The organism is Streptomyces sp. NPDC007856 (assembly GCF_042868225.1).
Lineage (GTDB): Bacteria > Actinomycetota > Actinomycetes > Streptomycetales > Streptomycetaceae > Streptomyces.
Genome location: NZ_JBIAEC010000014.1, coordinates 218533 through 235177 on the forward strand (window position 1 = coordinate 218533; position 16645 = coordinate 235177).

The 16645-nt window shown below is 71.5% G+C and carries 16 protein-coding genes and 1 tRNA gene; 4 read left to right on the forward strand and 13 right to left on the reverse strand.

Annotated elements, in window-relative coordinates; translation table 11 throughout:
• Positions 1–7 precede the first annotated feature (7 nt).
• A complete protein-coding gene (locus ACFYOH_RS30805; protein ID WP_388632212.1) occupies positions 8–613 on the reverse strand; it encodes a TetR/AcrR family transcriptional regulator in 606 nt (201 codons plus the stop codon).
• A gap of 196 nt (positions 614–809) precedes the next feature.
• Between ACFYOH_RS30805 and ACFYOH_RS30810 the strand changes: the two genes are divergently transcribed.
• On the forward strand, positions 810–4289 hold the full coding sequence (locus tag ACFYOH_RS30810; RefSeq protein ID WP_388632215.1) for a S41 family peptidase: 3480 nt from the start codon (positions 810–812) through the stop codon (positions 4287–4289).
• Positions 4290–4447: 158 nt separating this feature from the next.
• Here ACFYOH_RS30810 and ACFYOH_RS30815 read toward each other — a convergent pair whose 3' ends face one another.
• The 4 genes from ACFYOH_RS30815 to ACFYOH_RS30830 form a co-directional block, all read right to left on the reverse strand.
• Positions 4448–4672, reverse strand: coding sequence for a hypothetical protein (locus ACFYOH_RS30815; RefSeq protein WP_388632218.1), 225 nt, complete (start codon positions 4670–4672; stop codon positions 4448–4450).
• A 92-nt stretch (positions 4673–4764) separates the two neighbouring features.
• Positions 4765–5649: an SDR family oxidoreductase gene (locus ACFYOH_RS30820; protein WP_388632221.1), complete on the reverse strand. Its 885-nt coding sequence runs from the start codon at positions 5647–5649 to the stop codon at positions 4765–4767.
• Positions 5646–6587: an alpha/beta fold hydrolase gene (locus ACFYOH_RS30825; protein WP_388632224.1), complete on the reverse strand. Its 942-nt coding sequence runs from the start codon at positions 6585–6587 to the stop codon at positions 5646–5648. Before ACFYOH_RS30825 ends, ACFYOH_RS30820 begins: the two co-directional genes overlap by 4 nt.
• Positions 6584–8110 carry a flavin-containing monooxygenase gene (locus ACFYOH_RS30830; RefSeq protein WP_388632227.1) on the reverse strand — a complete coding sequence of 509 codons (1527 nt, stop codon included), beginning with the start codon at positions 8108–8110 and terminating at the stop codon, positions 6584–6586. Before ACFYOH_RS30830 ends, ACFYOH_RS30825 begins: the two co-directional genes overlap by 4 nt.
• Before the next feature lie 177 nt (positions 8111–8287).
• On the opposite strand from ACFYOH_RS30830, the gene ACFYOH_RS30835 reads away from it, so the two are divergent.
• Positions 8288–8908, forward strand: coding sequence for a MerR family transcriptional regulator (locus ACFYOH_RS30835; protein WP_388632374.1), 621 nt, complete (start codon positions 8288–8290; stop codon positions 8906–8908).
• Here the strand turns inward: ACFYOH_RS30835 and ACFYOH_RS30840 are convergent.
• A complete protein-coding gene (locus ACFYOH_RS30840) occupies positions 8905–9708 on the reverse strand; it encodes an exodeoxyribonuclease III (protein ID WP_388632230.1) in 804 nt (267 codons plus the stop codon). The two genes, ACFYOH_RS30835 and ACFYOH_RS30840, sit on opposite strands and share 4 nt — an antisense overlap.
• A 78-nt stretch (positions 9709–9786) precedes the next feature.
• Between ACFYOH_RS30840 and ACFYOH_RS30845 the strand changes: the two genes are divergently transcribed.
• Positions 9787–10263: a GNAT family N-acetyltransferase gene (locus ACFYOH_RS30845; RefSeq protein WP_388632233.1), complete on the forward strand. Its 477-nt coding sequence runs from the start codon at positions 9787–9789 to the stop codon at positions 10261–10263.
• A 49-nt stretch (positions 10264–10312) separates the two neighbouring features.
• Here ACFYOH_RS30845 and ACFYOH_RS30850 read toward each other — a convergent pair.
• The 7 genes from ACFYOH_RS30850 to galU all read right to left on the reverse strand — a co-directional run bounded on the left by ACFYOH_RS30850 (position 10313) and on the right by galU (position 15889).
• Positions 10313–10386 (reverse strand) — tRNA-Ala (locus ACFYOH_RS30850).
• A gap of 91 nt (positions 10387–10477) precedes the next feature.
• Positions 10478–11695, reverse strand: coding sequence for a gephyrin-like molybdotransferase receptor GlpR (gene glpR / locus ACFYOH_RS30855; protein ID WP_388632236.1), 1218 nt, complete (start codon positions 11693–11695; stop codon positions 10478–10480).
• Between the two features lie 172 nt (positions 11696–11867).
• Positions 11868–12491, reverse strand: a complete 624-nt coding sequence (locus ACFYOH_RS30860) for a GNAT family N-acetyltransferase (RefSeq protein ID WP_388632239.1) — start codon at positions 12489–12491, stop codon at positions 11868–11870.
• Positions 12492–12511: 20 nt separating this feature from the next.
• Positions 12512–13012: a molybdenum cofactor biosynthesis protein B gene (locus ACFYOH_RS30865; protein ID WP_388632242.1), complete on the reverse strand. Its 501-nt coding sequence runs from the start codon at positions 13010–13012 to the stop codon at positions 12512–12514.
• Positions 13009–13521, reverse strand: a complete 513-nt coding sequence (gene moaC, locus ACFYOH_RS30870) for a cyclic pyranopterin monophosphate synthase MoaC (protein ID WP_388632245.1) — start codon at positions 13519–13521, stop codon at positions 13009–13011. Before moaC ends, ACFYOH_RS30865 begins: the two co-directional genes overlap by 4 nt.
• 137 nt (positions 13522–13658) lie before the next feature.
• A complete protein-coding gene (glp, locus tag ACFYOH_RS30875) occupies positions 13659–14981 on the reverse strand; it encodes a gephyrin-like molybdotransferase Glp (RefSeq protein WP_388632248.1) in 1323 nt (440 codons plus the stop codon).
• Positions 14978–15889, reverse strand: coding sequence for a UTP--glucose-1-phosphate uridylyltransferase GalU (gene galU, locus ACFYOH_RS30880; RefSeq protein WP_388632251.1), 912 nt, complete (start codon positions 15887–15889; stop codon positions 14978–14980). The genes glp and galU overlap by 4 nt, the downstream gene beginning before the upstream one ends.
• Positions 15890–16022: 133 nt before the next feature.
• On the opposite strand from galU, the gene ACFYOH_RS30885 reads away from it, so the two are divergent.
• A complete protein-coding gene (locus tag ACFYOH_RS30885; RefSeq protein WP_388632376.1) occupies positions 16023–16604 on the forward strand; it encodes a 5-formyltetrahydrofolate cyclo-ligase in 582 nt (193 codons plus the stop codon).
• Positions 16605–16645 lie beyond the last annotated feature (41 nt).

Here is a 16645-nt window from a genome sequence, read left to right on the forward strand (position 1 = left end):
AGGATGATCAGCTGGTGGGTGCGCCGAGGGCGGGGAGGACCACGGCGTCGATGTACGACAGGAGGAACGCCTGCGTCGGCGGCTGCTCGTCGATGAGCGAGCGGGCGGCGAACCCGCCGATCATCATGTGCATCACGTAGTCGATCGCGGGGTTGTCCGCACGGACCTCGCCCCGGTCGATCGCCCGCTGCAGCACACGGCGGAACTCGGCCAGCTCCGGCTCGATGAGATGTTCCTTGAACGCCTTCAGGAGGTCCGGGTTGCCGTGGACGGCCATCGCCAGACCCCGCATCAGCGCGGAGTTCTGCTCCATCTCGCAGTCGTCGGAGCGCAGGGTGAGGGCGTGCAGATCGCCTCGGAGCGACCCGGTGTCGACCCCGTCGGCGGAGCCGCCCGGCTTGCTGTGCCGCACCGCCTTCGCCACCAGCTCGGCCTTGCCGCCCCACTGGCGGTAGAGCGTGGCCTTGCTGGACCGGGTGCGGGCGGCGACGGCGTCCATGGTGAGGGCGTCGTAGCCGACCTCCCGGAGCAGGTCGAGCACCGCCTCGTACAACTCGGCCTCGCGCTCGGGCGTGATCCGGCTGCGCCGTGACGTTGCGACAACCTCGGTCATGCCACTCGCCTTCCCACTCCGGAGCTTCCTGCTTCGTACCACCATGAAGATACCCTGAGACCATTCGAAACGAAACCGTTTCGTACGTGTGCTGGGTCACGAACGTGAGAGGCGCATAAGTTCGCGGCCGCGAGGACCGCACAAGGAGCGGCCTCGCGGGCCGCACGAGTTGCTGGCCCCCAGCGGGCGGAAAAGCATGGGGAGGGTGAGCTATCTGCGCTTTCCCCACCTCAGCGGCGACCTGGTGTGTTTCGTGGCCGAGGACGACGTCTGGCTGGCCCCACTCGAGGCCCCGGGCCGGGCCTGGCGGCTCACCGCGGACCGCACGAAGGACGGGCACCCGCGCTTCTCGCCCGACGGCCGCCAGATCGCGTTCACCAGCTGGCGCAGCTTCGTCCCCGAGATCCACCTCGTCGGCGTCGAGGGCGGTCCCGCCCGGCAGTTGACGTACTGGGGCAGCACCGACACCCAGGTCTGCGGCTGGACGCCCCCGGACGAGGACGGGACGTGCCACATCCTCGCCGTCGCCTCCCACGGCGAGCCCTTCTCGTACTTCACCTGGGCCTACAAGGTGTCCCCCGACGGCGACCCCGGGCGCAAACTGCCCTGGGGCCCGGTCGCCGACATCCAGGTCGCCGACGTCGCCGGCGGGCACAAGACCCTGCTGCTCACCGGCACCCCGCCGCACGAGCCGGCCTCCTGGAAGCGGTACCGGGGCGGCGCCATGGGCCGCCTCTGGCTGCACGGGCAACGCCTGCTGCCCGGCATCGAGGGGCATCTGGCCTGCCCCATGTTCGTCGCGGGCCGCATCGCCTTCCTCTCTGACCACGAGGGCGTCGGCAACCTCTACTCCTGCGCCTACGACGGCACCGACCTGCGCCGCCACACCGACCACGACGCCTTCTACGCCCGGCACGCCTCCAGCGACGGCACGCGGGTGGTGTACCAGTGCGCGGGCGACCTGTGGATGGTGGACGACTTCTCCCCGGCCGCCGTACCGCGCAAGCTGGACATCCGCCTGGCCGGGCCGGCCACCGGGCGCCGCCGCTACCAGGTGCCGGCCGCGCAGCACGTCGACGGCATCTCCGTGGACGAAACCGGCCGGGCCAGCGCCGTCGTCGTACGCGGCAGCCTGTACTGGCTCACCCACCGCGACGGCCCCGCCCGCACGATCACCGACACACCCGGCGTACGGGTACGGCTGCCGGAGATGCTGGGGACGACCGGCCAGGTGGCGTATGTGACAGACGCCGAGGGCGAGGACGCCGTCGAGATCGCCCAGCTGCCCCGCGCGAGCGGCGACCGCGCGCCCCGCCGGCTGGCCTCCGGCCGGCTGGGCCGCGTCCTGGAGATGGCCTGCGACCCGGAGGGCGAACGGCTGGCGGTCGCCTCGCACGACGGGCGGTTGCTGCTGATCGATGTGACGGAGGAGACGGAAGGCACGGAGGGTCAGGTCACCGAAGAGGCGGTGGACGCTGGAAGCGACTCGGGCGACTCCGGTGGCTCAAGTGAGTCAAGTGAGTCAAGTGGCTCTGAGAGTTCCGGTGACTTGGGCGACTCCGGTGACTCAAGTGGCTCTGAGAGTTCCGGCGAGTCCGGTGACTCTGGTGACCCCGGTGACGGCGGCTCAGGTGGCTCAGATGCCGCCGACGTCGGCGAGCACGTGACCGAGCTGATCCGGTCCGTCAACGGCCCCGTGCGCGACCTCGCCTTCTCCCCGGACGGCGCCTGGCTCACCTGGTCCCACCCGGGCATCGGCCGCTCCCTGCGCCAGATCAAGCTGGCCCGCATCAAGGACCGGCTGATCGTGGACGTGACCAACGGCCGCTTCGAGGACGAGAACCCCGTCTTCACCCGCGACGGTCGCTATCTCGCCTTCCTCTCCTGGCGCGGCTTCGACCCGGTGTACGACGTCCACACCGGCGACCTGTCCTTCCCGCTCGGCTGCCGCCCCTACCTCGTCCCGCTGAACTCGGCGACCCCCTCCCCCTTCGCCCTGAATCCCGAGGGCCGTCCGGCGGCCGGCGGCCTCGACCCGGCCGAGGAGGAGGAGACCGGCGAGGCCGGCACGGTGACCGTGGAGGTCGAGGGCCTGGCGATGCGGGTCACGCCGTTCCCGGTGATCGCCTCCAAGTACTCCGGGCTGTCCCCGGTCGCCGGCGGCGGACTGGTCTGGCTGCGCTGGCCGATCTCCGGCGCGCTCGGCGAGACCTTCGCCAACCCGGCCGACATCAGCGGCCGCCCGACCCTGGAGTACTTCAACCTCGCCAAGGCGAAAAAGTCCGAACTTGTCGACCACCTCGACTGGTTCGCGGTCAGCGGCGACGGCACCCGGCTGGTCGTCGTGGACGAGGGCGAGCTGCGCGCGGTGCCCTCCACGGAGATGGGCGACAGCGACACCACCGTCTGGATCGACCTGCGCCGCATCCTGCACGTGGTCGACCCGCCCGCCGAGTGGCGCCAGGCCTACGACGAGGCCGGCCGCCTCATCCGCGCCTACTTCTGGGACCCGGGCATGTCCGGCATCGACTGGGACGCGGTGCTCGACCAGTACCGTCCCCTCGTCGAACGGGTCGCCTCCCCCGACGAGTTCGCCGATCTCCTGCGGGAGGTCCTCGGCGAACTGGGCACCTCGCACGCCTACGTCACCGCCGCCCGCCGCAACGAGGGCCCGCCCCACTACCAGCGCTGGCAGGGCCTCCTCGGCACCAACTTCGTCCACCGGGAACAGGGTTGGATTGTCAAACGCATCCTGCCCGGCGACTCCTCCGACTCCAAGGCCCGCTCGCCACTGGCCGGCACCGGCATCCGCGAGGGCGCGATCCTCACCCACGTCGACGGCCGCCCGGTCGATCCGGTGACCGGCCCGTATCCGCTGCTCGCCGGCTCCGGGGGTACAACCGTGGAGCTGACGTTCCTTCCGGCACAGGGCGAGCCGGACCGGGCGCGCCGGGTCGCCGTCGTCCCGCTCATCGACGAACGGCCGCTTCGCTACCAGGACTGGGTCGCCAAACGCCGCGCGGTCGTACGGGAGTTGAGCGGCGGCAAGTGCGGCTATCTGCACATCCCCGACATGGGCGGCTCCGGCTGGGCCCAGTTCAACCGCGACCTGCGCATGGAGGTGTCCCGGCCCGCCCTGATCGTGGACGTGCGCGGCAACGCGGGCGGACACATCAGCGAACTCGTCATCGAGAAGCTGACCCGGACGATCCTCGGCTGGGACCTGACGCGGGACGCGCAACCGGTGTCGTACACCTCGAACGCGCCGAGGGGACCGGTGGTGGCCCTCGCCGACGAGGCGACCTCCTCGGACGGCGACATGATCACGGCCGCCTTCAAGCTGCTGAAACTCGGCCCGGTGGTCGGCCAGCGCACCTGGGGCGGCGTGGTCGGCATGACCGGCCGGCATCGCCTGGGCGACGGCACGGTGATCACGGTCCCGATGAACGCGGCCTGGTTCGACGCCTACGGCTGGTCCGTCGAGAACCACGGCGTCGCCCCCGACCTGGAGATCCTGCGCACCCCCCTGGACTGGGCGGAAGGCCGCCACGCCCAGTTGACCGACGCGGTCGAACTCGCCCTGGAACTCCTGGAGTCCTACCCGGCCGCCATCCCCCCCGACTACACCGAGGTCCCCAACCGAGCCCGCCCCGAGCTACCGCCGCGGGCCACCTGACGAGGAGGGGTGCGTGTTGGAGGGGCGCGGGGAACTGCGCGACAAGCCACAACGCACCCGCGCACGACCACACATCCCCACCACCCCAAAAACCAGCGCAGGGCACCCTCCGCAAAGAAGGGCGCCCCACGCAAACCGGCCAAAGCCGAGCGCAGCGACTACGCGTCGTAGTCCCGGTCGAAGCGGTCTTCCATCTCCGCTTCCGTGTCCTCGATGTCGCGCAGATTCTCGCGGCCGCGCTGCGGCTGCTGCTGGCCACGCTGCGGCTGCTGCTGACCGCGCTGGGGCTGCTGCTGACCGCGCTGGCCGGCCCGCTCGCGGGCCTCACCGATCTTCTGCTTGCCCTGTTCCTGCCACTCGTTGGCCTTGTCCTTCATACCCATGTGGGTTCACTCCCGTGGTGGGTGAGTTGGGGGTCGGCCCCTCGGTGGGGCCTCACCCAGATTCACACGGGCGACCACGCAGCGCATGTGGATCAGTCACGGTGCGTAGCGCGCGCCGCCTCGTCGGCCGCCCCGCCTGCACCGACGAGCCCCGAGCGCATTCCTTGCAGACGGGGCGCGAACCGCTTCATCTCACGCTGCCCGACCGTCCCGATGAGCGCCGGCAGATACCCGCGCACACCCTGCATGCCACGCAGCCACCACTGCCCGTACACATGCGCCGAGCGCCGCTCGATCCCGGCGACGAGCCGGTCCACCGCGGGCCCCAGCGGGTAGGTCTTGTTGGACGGCCACGGCAGCCGCTGCCGCAGTTCGCGCATGACGTCGTCCTGATCGGCGCCGCGCACCATGTCGGTGTCGGTCCAGGACAGGTACCCGACGCCGACGCGGACTCCCTGGTAGCCGACCTCGGCGCGCAGACTGTGCGCGTACGCCTCCACACCCGACTTGGACGCGCAGTACGCCGTCATCATCGGCGCCGGCGTGATCGCGGCGAGCGAGGCGATCTGGAGGAGATAGCCCCGGCTCTCCACCAGCACCGGCAGGAACGCCCGGGCCGTCACCGCCGAACCGATCAGGTTCACCTCGATCACCCGCCGCCAGGCCTGCGGATCGGAGTCGGCGAACGGACCGCCCGTCGCCACACCGGCGTTGGCCACCACGATGTCGACCTTCCCGAACCGCGCCTTAACCTCCTGCGCGACCCGGCTCATCGTGTCGTGGTCGGTGACGTCGGCGTACCAGTGGGCGCTGTCGCAGTGCAGGCGCGAGGAGACGTCCTTGAGCGCCTCCTCCTCCAGCCCGACCAGCGCCACCTTCGCGCCGCGCGCGGAGAGCTTGCGCGCCAGCAGTTCACCGACACCGCGCGCCGCCCCGGTGACGACCGCGACCTGCCCTTCGAGGCTGACCCTGCTCATGCGCCCTCCTTGATCTGCACGCCTGTGGCCTTCTTGGTGGTGACGTAGGTGGTGACGAGTTCCCGGATCCGGCCGGTCACCAGCTCCGGGGCCTCGATCGGGGTCATGTGGCCGACGCCGGTCAGCTCGGTCAGGCCGACGCAGTGCGGCAGCGCGGCGACCAGCGCACGGGCGTGCACCGGGGGCGTGAGCCGGTCGGACGCGCCGTGCACGATCGCGGTGGGCGCGTACAACTCCCTTACGCCGTGGTCGAGATCGAGCGCTTCGAGCACGCGCGACCAGGCGTGGCGCACGGCGCGCGGGCAGGCGTGCACGATCAGCGCACACGCCTCCACCATGTGCGGGGCGGAACCGGCGCCCATGGTGGCGTACTTGAGGATGCGCTTGGCGACCGGCGTGACCGGGCCGAGCGGGGCGCGCGAGCCGAGAATGCGCGCGGTGATCCAGGTGCGCACACGCCCGGCGCCGAGCGGCACCACACGCGCCTCCGCGACCAGCCGCGAGCTGCCGGTGCTGCACAGCAGGACGGCTGCGGCGTGGTCACGGAAGCGGGGGCGCGTGGCTGCGGCCATGACGGTCATCCCGCCCATGGAGTGGCCGACGATCAGCGCCTTCTCCCCGGGCGCGAGGGTCTGCGCGAGCACCGCTTCCAGGTCGTCCGCCAGCGCGTGGGTGGTGCACGCGGGGCTCGCGGGACTGCGCCCGTGCCCCCTCTGGTCGTACGCGATCACGCGATGGTCGGTCGCCAGGTCCCGGATCTGCGCCGCCCAGAAAGCGGTCGAGCAGGTCCAGCCGTGCGCGAGGACGACGGGGGGCGCGTTGTCGGGGCCGTGCACCTCGACGTGCAGCCGCGCGCCATCGGCGGAGACGACGGTGAGTTCACGGGAGGGGGTGGGCGGGGCGTACGGCCCGGAGGTCACGGGAGCGAGCCGGCTCATGCGGCGCCCTCGCTCTGCGGAACGGCGGCGACCGTCTTCTCCACGGCTGTACCAGCCTTCCGGATGACCTCGTACTCCCCCAGGTCCACCCGCCGGGTCGCGCGCCGGAACTCCGATGTCGTACCGGGCCAGATGGTGGTGTTGCGGCCGCTGGCGTCCAGGTACCAGCTGGTGCAGCCGCCGGTGTTCCACACGGTGCGCTTCATGCGCTCCTGGACCTTGCGGTTCCAGTCCTCGACGGCCGCGGGCCGGGCATCGAGGGCCGTACGGCGGCCGAGGACGTCCAGTTGCCGCAGATAGTCGGCCATGTAGTTCAGCTGGGACTCGATCATGAGGATCATGGAGGAGTTCCCGAGTCCGGTGTTGGGCCCGATGATCGTCATCCAGTTCGGGAATCCGGCGGCCGCGGCGCCGCGCAGCGCCTGCATGCCGTTCTTCCAGGACTCGGCGAGGGTGACGCCCTCCGCCCCGACCACCCGCTCGGCGATCGGCATGTCCGTGACGTGGAAGCCCGTACCGAAGATGATCACGTCGGCCTCGGCCTCGGTGCCGTCGGCCGCGACCAGGGTCGACCCGCGGATCTCGCTGAGCCCGCTGGCGACGACGTCCACGTTCGGCCTGGCCAGCGCCGGGTAGTACGTGCTGGACAGCAGGATCCGCTTGCAGCCGATGCGGTAGTCGGGGGTGAGCTTGGTGCGCAGGGCCGGATCCTTGATGGCGCGGGCCATGTTGCGCTTGGCGAGCTGCTCGATCAGGCCGAGTTCGTCCGGGTGCTTGGTGAACGCCTGGACCTGCAGTTCCCGGATGCCCCACAGCAGGCCGCGCCGCAGCTGGGTGGTGAAGGGCACGGCCCGGTGCAGCCGGCGCTCGGCGCCGCTGATGGCGCGGTCCATGCGGGGCATCACCCACGGCGGGGTGCGCTGGAAGAGGGTGAGCCGGTCGACCTGCGGCTGGATCGCGGGCACGATCTGGATGGCGGAGGCGCCGGTGCCGATCACGGCGACACGCTTGCCGCGCAGGTCGTGGTCGTGGTCCCAGCGGGCGGAGTGGAACACCTTGCCCGGGAAGGATTCCAGGCCGGGGATCTCCGGGACCTTCGGGTCGGACAGCGGCCCGGTCGCGGAGACGACCACGTCGGCGGAGAGCGACCCGCGTGTGGTCTCGATGTCCCACCGCAGGTTCTCGTTGTCCCAGCTCATCAGCTTGACCTCGGAGTCGAAGCGGATGTGCGGGCGCAGTCCGAAGAGGTCGGTGACGTGCTCCAGGTAGGCGCGGATGTGCTCCTGCCCCGAGAAGGTGCGCGGCCACTCGGGGTTGGGCGCGAAGGAGAAGGAGTACAGATGGGAGGGCACGTCACAGGCGCACCCTGGGTAACTGTTGTCCCGCCAGGTGCCGCCGACGCTGTCCGCCCGCTCCAGGACGACGAAGTCGGTGATCCCTTCGCGGCGCAGCCGCACGGCGGCCCCCAGGCCGCCGAACCCGGACCCGATCACCGCCACCCGTACATGCTCGTGCTCGGCCATCCCGAAGCCTCCACGCATCGCCTTGGACTCTGCCAGTGAACACTGGCGCAATGGGACTGTAGAGCAGCCCCGTACCGAGCGGTAGGGGTCGGGAACAGGAAAGTTACCGGCGGTACAACATAGGCTGCGGGCGTGGCAGAGGACGCAGAACGCAAGGAAGGCGGGCGCGAGTACCGCATGGAGGAGCTGGCGCGGCTGGCCGGCATCACCGTGCGCACGCTGCGCTTCTACCGCGAGCGCAAGCTGATCCCACCACCCCGCCGCGAGGGCCGTATCGCCTGGTACGACGACCACCACCTGGCCCGCCTGCGGACCATCGCCGCCCTGCTGGAGCGCGGCCACACCCTGAACGGCATCGCGGAGCTCGCCGAGGCCCTCGATCAGGGCCGAGGCGTCGCCGACCTGCTCGGCGTCGGCACCCCCACCGAGGAGGAGCCGGTCCGCCTCACCCCGGAGGAACTCGCCGCCCGCTTCGAGGGCGAGGTCACCCCCGAGAACCTCGCCGCCGCCATGGAACTGGGCTACCTGGGCACGGACGGCGACGAGATCGTCCACATCAGCCGCCGCCTGCTGGACGTCTCCTCCGCCCTGGTCCGCGAGGGCATCCCGCTCGCCGAGGTCCTCACGGCCGCCGCCCGCGTCCGCGAACACGCCGACGCCCTGGCCGGACTCTTCACCGACCTGATCCTGCGCCACGGCCCCGAGGAGGACCTCCACCGCCTGCGCCCGCTGGCCCGCAGCGTGGTGGAGGCGGAACTGTCGCTGGCGCTGGACCGGCGGATCAGCCAGCGGGACTAGAGGTCGTAGACGACGGTCACGGGCGCGTGGTCGGACCAGCGCTCGGCGTGCGTGGCCGCGCGCTCCACCAGGCCCTTGACGGCCTTCCCGGCGAGACCGGGCGTGGCGACCTGGTAGTCGATGCGCCATCCGGAGTCGTTGTCGAAAGCCCGCCCCCGGTACGACCACCAGGTGTACGGACCCTCGACGTCCGGGTGCAGGGCCCGTACGACGTCGACGTAGCCGGCTTCCTCCGCCGCGAACACCCGGCCGAGCCACTCGCGTTCCTCGGGCAGGAATCCGGAGTTCTTGGTGTTGCCGCGCCAGTTCTTGAGGTCGGCCTGCTGGTGGGCGATGTTCCAGTCGCCACAGACGACCACCTCGCGCCCGTCGGCGGCGGCCCGCTCGCGCAGGGTCTTGAGGTGGGCGAGGAACTCGCCCATGAAGCGGACCTTCTCGTCCTGCCGCTCGGTGCCGACCTCGCCGGAGGGCAGATAGAGGGAGGCGACGGTGACGCCGGGCAGGTCGGCCTCGACATAGCGGCCGCTGCCGTCGAACTCGGCCGAGTCGAAGCCGACCCGGACGCGGTCGGGCTCGCGCCGGGTGTAGAGGGAGACGCCCGCACGGCCCTTGGCGGCGGCCGGCGCGTGCACGACGTGCCAGCCGTCGGGCTGCCGCACCTCCTCGGGCAGCTGGTGCGGCTCGGCGCGCACCTCCTGCAGGCAGACGACGTCCGCTTCCGTCTGCGCGAGCCACTCCACGAAGCCCTTCTTGGCGGCGGCTCGCAGCCCGTTCACGTTAACCGAGGTCACAGTCAGCACCCGGGCACCATACCGGCACACTGGTCGGAGCCCTCAAAGCCCGAGGCCCCCCGTCTGCATAGAAGTACGATATCCAGAATGTATATACGCCGCGTTCGTTTCGATCATCCCGACGCCGTGAAGCTCAACACCGAGGTCCAGGCCGAGTACGCCGAGCGTTACGGCGACGACGGCGACGCCACCGTCCTCGACACGACGGACTTCGACCCGCCCCACGGCGTCTATCTGATCGCGTACGACGAGTTCGACCGCCCCGTGGCCACCGGCGGCTGGCGCAGCCAGGACCGCAACGAGGAGGGCAACGAAGACGGCGACGCCGAGCTGAAGCGCATGTTCGTCATAGCGGAGATGCGCGGCCGCGGCCTGGCCCGCCGGATCCTCACCGCCCTGGAGGAGGACGCCCGCACGGCCGGCCGTGTCCGCATGGTCCTGGAGACCGGGACCAAGCAGCCGGAGGCCATCGCGCTGTACACCGCGAGCGGCTACGAGCCGTGCACCAAGTTCGGCTACTACCGCCACCACGAGGAGAGCCGCTGCTTCGCGAAGAAGCTGTAGACACGATGAAGCCCCGGTCGGCTCTCGCCGACCGGGGCTTCATGCTGCGTGGACCTGAGGGGATTTGAACCCCTGGCCCCCTCGATGCGAACGAGGTGCGCTACCGGACTGCGCCACAGGCCCTTGCAACGAGTGAAACTTTAGCATCCCGATCGGGGTGCTTGGAAATCCGTTCCCTGACTGGTCAGCGCGCCTTCCGGAAGTGTGGCGGGCGTCACTCGTTGGCCGCGCGCGGGCGGTCGCCGTCCTCGTACTGATCGAACAGGGGGGTGCGCCCGCGCTCGCGCGACCGGCGTGCGGAGGCTGTGCGACGCGCGTCGCTGCGGCCGTCCGCCGGCTTGTCCCCGGACTCGGGCGCCTGCTCGTCCGCCTCGGCCTCCGGCGTGCGGCTCGCCTCGTGCTCCGGCGTCACCGAGCTGGAGCGCGCCGAACTCCAGGTGTCGGGCGCCCCCAGATCCACATCGGACGTGGCACGCGGCGCGACCGGCGCGGTCACGTACGTCGGCAGGGGCACCGGCACCGGGTCCCAGCTGTCCCCGCCGGGCCGCCGCTGCCGCTCGCGCTGCTGGTCGACCCACTCGGCGTGGTCCGTCTGCTCGACCAGGGCGCGCCGGTCCGCGGCGAGTGCGGCGAGCCCGGTGTCCGTCTGGACCTGAGGGGCTTCCTCCGGTTCGTCGGCACCGGGGCCCGCGTCGAGTGGCGCGCGGCGGCGCGGCTGGCGCTCCCGCAGCCGCTGGGCGGCCACCTCGGCACGCCGGCGGTCCATCTGGTAGGCGAAGCGGCGGCGTTCCTGGGAGCGCAGGTAGGCGATGTACGCGCTGAGCAGCACGGCCGGCGCGGCGGGCGCCCACAGGAAGGCGAGCCCGCCGACGGCGGCGACGATCGCGCCCAGTGTGAAGGCGAGGAAGAGAACCACGGTGGTGCGCCTGCGGCGCGCGAGGACCTTCGAGCGCCGGGCCCGTGCTGCGGCCGCCTGCGCGGAGGACGACTGCGCGGAGGACGCCTGGCGCGCGGACGGCACTCGCTTCTGCGCGGGCACGGAGGCGGAGTTGCGCGCCGGCGCAGCACCGGAGTTGCGCGCCGGCGCGGCGTCGCGTTCTCGCTCCGGTTCCACCCTCCCGGACGCCTCGGGCTCGGCGTCGGCGTGCACCTGACGGCGGGTCGGAGGCATGGCGAAAGCCCGGACGTCCACCGAGTCGGTGGCGTCCGGGTCGCGGGCGCCCGGCTCCCCCTCCTGGGCGGAGCGCGCCCGCAGGTCCTTGGCGTACCGGCGCTCCATTCCCGCCCGTCCGGACAGCAGCCGGATGGCGGTGCTGAAGCGTTCCGTCGGACGGGCCTCGTTCAGCTCGTCCTGCCTACGGAGCCACATCGGCACCAAGTAGGCGGCCCAGGCCCCGACAATGACTGCGTAGATGAGGCCGCTGCTGCTCACATCTCACACCGTAGAGGGGTTTGCATGAGGCCATCCGCCAATTGGGCCGGTGTGTCGCACGATCTGGCTGATATTTCCAGCACTTTTGCGACCGATGCGATCAGCGCACCGTCTCGGGCGGGAATTCATTGCCCCGGAGACGGTCATCAACCGATCAATTTCGAACACATATTCAATTTCCGGTGCTCTGGGGTTTCTGCCGCACCTCCTGGGAGCGTGCCCGCTGCCACCGCGCGAGCAAACCGTCGGGCACCTCTTCCGCGGTGAGCGCGAACACCAGATGGTCGCGCCAGGCCCCGTCGATGTGCAGATAGCGCGGCCGGAGCCCCTCCTCGCGGAATCCGAGTTTCTCCACGACCCGGCGACTGGGCCGGTTCTCGGGCCGAATGCAGACCTCGATGCGGTGCAGTCCGACGGTGCGGAAACAGTGGTCCACGACAAGCGCGACGGCCGTCGGCATCACCCCGCGCCCGGCCACCGCCTCGTCCACCCAGTAGCCGACGTGCCCCGAGCACATCGATCCCCAGGTGATCCCGGCGACCGTGAGCTGGCCGACGAGCCGCCCCTGGTACTCGATGACGAACGGCAGCATCCGGCCCGCGTTGGCCTCGGAACGCAGGTGCCGGACCATCTGGCGGTAGGTCGGCCGGTGCGCGATCGGCCCGCTCGGCGTGGGCGGCGGAATGGTCGCCTCCCAGGGGCGCAGCCAGTCCCGGTTGCGCCGGTTCACCTCCCGCCAGGCCCGCTGGTCGCGCAGCCTTATCGGCCGGAGGACGACATCGCCGTCCGCCAGCACGACGGGCCAGGAAGGGCTGTTCAGCTCGCACCCCCGCTACTGGGTCTGGGGTGGTCGCCGCCGCGGATCTGGTCGACGGCGTGGACCAGCAGGGGCTCCAGCACGGCGAGGCCGTCCTTCACGCCGCCCGTGGAGCCCGGCAGGTTGACGATCAGGGTCCGGCCCGCGACCCCGGCCAGGCCCCGGGAGAGCGCCGCGGTCGGAACCTTCTCGCGCCCGAACGCCCGGATGGCCTCCGCGATGCCCGGCACCTCGTGGTCGATCACCGCGCGGGTCGCCTCGGGCGTGCGGTCGGTGGGCGAGATCCCGGTGCCGCCGGTGGTGACGATGGCGTCGTACCCGGCGTCGACTCCCGCGCGCAGGGCCGCCTCCACGGGCTCCCCGTCCGGGACGACCCGGGGGCCGTCGACGGCGAAACCGAGGCTCTTCAGGCCGTCGGCGACCAAGGGGCCGCCCTTGTCCTCGTAGACGCCCGCGGCAGCCCTGTTGGAGGCGGTGACCACCAGGGCCCGGTAGGTCATGCCCGGCTCCAGTCGCCCGACTTGCCGCCCGTTTTCTCTTCCACCCGCACGTCCGTGATGACCGCTCCCTTGTCGACCGCCTTGACCATGTCGATCACGGTGAGCGCGGCGACCGTCACGGCGGTGAGGGCCTCCATCTCGACACCCGTACGGTCCGTCGTCTTCACGGTGGCCTGGATCTCCACCGCGTCGTCCGCGACCGACAGGTCCAGTTTCACACCCGACACCGACAACGGGTGGCACAGCGGAATCAGGTCCGGGGTGCGCTTGGCGCCCATGATCCCGGCGATCCGCGCGGTGGCGAGGGCATCGCCCTTGGGCATCCCCTCGCCGCGCAGCAGCTCGACCACCCGGGGCGAGACGAGGACGCGGCCGCTGGCGCGGGCGGTGCGCGCGGTCACGTCCTTCCCGGACACGTCGACCATGCGGGCCGCGCCCGCCTCGTCGATGTGCGTCAGTCCGTCCTGCGCAGGGGGTCCGGAGGTCTCCCCCCGGAATGACTCAGTCATGCTGTGTGCCGCTCCCGGTCCGGGCCCGGCGCAGTGCGGTGCGCGGGCCTGTTGTGCGCGACACGGTACCGCCCTGTCCGCGCAGGCACCGGCCCAGGACCCACGTCGGCCTTTTCGCACGCGCACGCGCGCGTGCCTCAGCCGAGCAGGACGACCTCCACCTCGGTGCCGGGCTCGACGGACTCCACGTCCTCGGGGACGACGATCAGCGCGTCGGCGTGCGCCAGCGCCGCGATCAGGTGCGAGCCGGCGCCGCCCACGGGGGTGACCTCGCCGTCGCCGTAGGCACCGCGCAGGAACTGCCGGCGGCCCTTGGGCGAGCGCAGCGCCTGATCGGTCTTCAGGGTGGCCAGGACACGGGGCCGGTGCACGTCCGTGAGGCCCATCAGGGTGCGGATGGCGGGACGCACGAACAGCTCGAAGGAGACGTACGACGACACGGGGTTGCCCGGCAGGGCGAGCAGCGGTGTGTGGTCGGGGCCGATGGAGCCGAAGCCCTGGGGCTTGCCGGGCTGCATGGCGAGCTTGCGGAACTCCACGCCGCTGCCGGCCTCGTCCTCGTCGCCGGCGTACGACAGCGCCTCCTTGACGACGTCGTACGCCCCGACGCTCACCCCGCCGGTGGTGACCATCAGGTCGGCGCGGACGAGCTGGTCCTCGATGGTGGAGCGGAGGGTCTCGGCGTCGTCGGCGACGGCGCCCACCCGGTAGGCGATCGCGCCGGCGTCCCGCGCGGCGGCGGTGAGGGCGAAGCTGTTGGAGTCGTAGATCTGGCCGCCGGCCAGTTCCTCGCCGGGCTGCACGAGTTCGCTGCCGGTGGACAGCACGACCACGCGCGGGCGCGGGCGCACGCGTACCGTGCCGCGGCCGACCGCGGCCAGCAGCGCGATCTGCGGCGGGCCGAGGACCGCCCCGGCCTCCAGGGCGCGGTCACCGGCCTTCACGTCGCTGCCCCTGGCGCGCACGTGCGCGCGTGCCTCGACGGGGCGGTGCACGCGTACCTGCCCCTCGGCGCCCTCCGGGGCCAGGCTGCGCGCCCGCATCCCGCTCACCGGGCCTTCGCCGAGTCCGCCGTCGGTCCACTCCACCGGGACGACGGCCTCGGCGCCCGGCGGCAGCGGGGCGCCGGTCATGATGCGGGCGGCCTGGCCGGGGCCGACCCGGACCGGATGGGCCGCGCCCGCGGCGACGTCGCCGACGACCTCCAGGGCGGCCGGGAACTCCTCGCTGGCGCCCGCCACGTCCGCGACCCGCACCGCGTACCCGTCCATGGAGCTGTTGTCGAACGGCGGCAGGGACACCGGCACCGTGACGTCGTCGACCAGGACGCAGCCCTGGGCGTCGAGCAGTTGCAGCTCGATGGGTTCCAGGGGACGGACGGTCGAGAGGATGTCCTCCAGGTGCTCGTCCACCGACCACAGGTCGTCCGGGCCGGCGGGGCGGGTCGCGGCGCTGCTCAAGATTGCTGCATCTCCTCGGCTACGTAACTGCGAAGCCAGGTCCGGAAGTCCGGACCCAGGTCTTCACGTTCGCACGCGAGTCTGACAATGGCACGCAGGTAGTCGCCACGGTCGCCGGTGTCATAGCGGCGGCCCTTGAAGACGACGCCGTGCACCGGGCCGCCGACCTTCTCGTCCGTCGCGAGCTGCTGGAGGGCGTCGGTGAGCTGGATCTCGCCGCCGCGGCCCGGCTCGGTCTTGCGGAGTATGTCGAAGATGTGCGGGTCGAGGACGTAACGGCCGATGACCGCGTAGTTCGAGGGGGCGTCCGCCGGGTCGGGCTTCTCGACGAGACCGGTGACCCGTACGACGTCACCGTCGGCCGTCGCCTCCACGGCCGCGCAGCCGTAGAGGTGGATCTGCTCGGGCGCGACCTCCATGAGGGCGATCACGCTGCCGCCGTGCTCCTCCTGGACCTCGATCATGCGCTGCAGGAGCGGGTCGCGCGGGTCGATCAGGTCGTCGCCGAGGAGCACCGCGAAGGGCTCCTGGCCGACGTGCGGGGCGGCGCACAGCACGGCGTGGCCGAGACCCCGGGGGTCGCCCTGGCGCACATAGTGCATGGTCGCCAGGTCGCTGGACTGCTGCACCTTGGCGAGCCGTTCGGCGTCGCCCTTCTTCTGGAGCGCCGATTCCAGCTCGTAGTTGCGGTCGAAGTGGTCCTCGAGAGGACGCTTGTTGCGTCCGGTGATCATGAGGACGTCGTCGAGCCCCGCTGACACGGCCTCCTCGACCACGTACTGGATCGCGGGCTTGTCGACGACCGGCAGCATTTCCTTGGGAGTGGCCTTCGTGGCCGGCAGGAACCGGGTGCCGAGACCTGCTGCGGGAATGACAGCCTTACTGATCCTGGGGTGCGACTGAGTCATGCCCGCAACCTTATCCGGTGCCTTTGTCAGGAATCTGTGGCTCCGGTTGGTTGGCCCTTTATGACGGCATTCAAGAAGGGTGCGAGAACGACCCGTGGAACACGACGGACGCGCGAGCGAGCCTGACAAGGGAATGTTGCGGCGGGAGCTCCTCTCGGTGAGGAAAAGGTTGACGGACGATGACGTCGACGAGACGGGCCGCGCGCTGGCGGAGCGCGCCCTGGAGCTGCCCGAGCTGGCACATGCGCGCACGGTGGCGGCCTACGTCTCCGTGGGGAGCGAGCCCGGCACGGGGCCGCTGCTGGACGCGCTGCGGGCGCGAGGCGTGCGGGTGCTGCTCCCCGCGCTCCTGCCCGACAACGACCTCGACTGGGGCGAGTACGCCGGCCCGGATTCCCTCACGCGGGTCCAACACGGCGGGAAAATGGCGCTTTTCGAACCGTCCGGCGCGCGTCTCGGTCCGGACGCCGTGACGGCCGCGGACATCGTGCTGCTGCCCGGGCTCGCGGTCGACGCGCGCGGGATGCGCCTGGGGCGCGGCGGCGGGTCGTACGACCGCGTACTGGCCCGTCTGGAGCGCGCGGGCGCACGCCCCCGGCTCGTGGTGCTGCTGTACGACACGGAGGTCGTCGCGCAGGTCCCGGCAGAGGCGCACGACAGGCCCGTGCACGCCGTGGTGACGCCCTCCGGCGTGCGCCGCTTCCCGAGCGCCTGAACGGGGCTCACCGACACGGAAGACGGCCCTCCACGCGCGCG

Coding starts and splice junctions, on each gene's coding strand:
- ACFYOH_RS30805 (WP_388632212.1), bottom strand. CDS start 613: ATGACCGAGGTTGTCGCAACGTCACGGCGCAGCCGGATCACGCCCGAG.
- ACFYOH_RS30810 (WP_388632215.1), top strand. CDS start 810: ATGGGGAGGGTGAGCTATCTGCGCTTTCCCCACCTCAGCGGCGACCTG.
- ACFYOH_RS30815 (WP_388632218.1), bottom strand. CDS start 4,672: ATGGGTATGAAGGACAAGGCCAACGAGTGGCAGGAACAGGGCAAGCAG.
- ACFYOH_RS30820 (WP_388632221.1), bottom strand. CDS start 5,649: ATGAGCAGGGTCAGCCTCGAAGGGCAGGTCGCGGTCGTCACCGGGGCG.
- ACFYOH_RS30825 (WP_388632224.1), bottom strand. CDS start 6,587: ATGAGCCGGCTCGCTCCCGTGACCTCCGGGCCGTACGCCCCGCCCACC.
- ACFYOH_RS30830 (WP_388632227.1), bottom strand. CDS start 8,110: ATGGCCGAGCACGAGCATGTACGGGTGGCGGTGATCGGGTCCGGGTTC.
- ACFYOH_RS30835 (WP_388632374.1), top strand. CDS start 8,288: ATGGAGGAGCTGGCGCGGCTGGCCGGCATCACCGTGCGCACGCTGCGC.
- ACFYOH_RS30845 (WP_388632233.1), top strand. CDS start 9,787: ATGTATATACGCCGCGTTCGTTTCGATCATCCCGACGCCGTGAAGCTC.
- ACFYOH_RS30865 (WP_388632242.1), bottom strand. CDS start 13,012: ATGACCTACCGGGCCCTGGTGGTCACCGCCTCCAACAGGGCTGCCGCG.
- moaC (WP_388632245.1), bottom strand. CDS start 13,521: ATGACTGAGTCATTCCGGGGGGAGACCTCCGGACCCCCTGCGCAGGAC.
- galU (WP_388632251.1), bottom strand. CDS start 15,889: ATGACTCAGTCGCACCCCAGGATCAGTAAGGCTGTCATTCCCGCAGCA.
- ACFYOH_RS30885 (WP_388632376.1), top strand. CDS start 16,023: ATGTTGCGGCGGGAGCTCCTCTCGGTGAGGAAAAGGTTGACGGACGAT.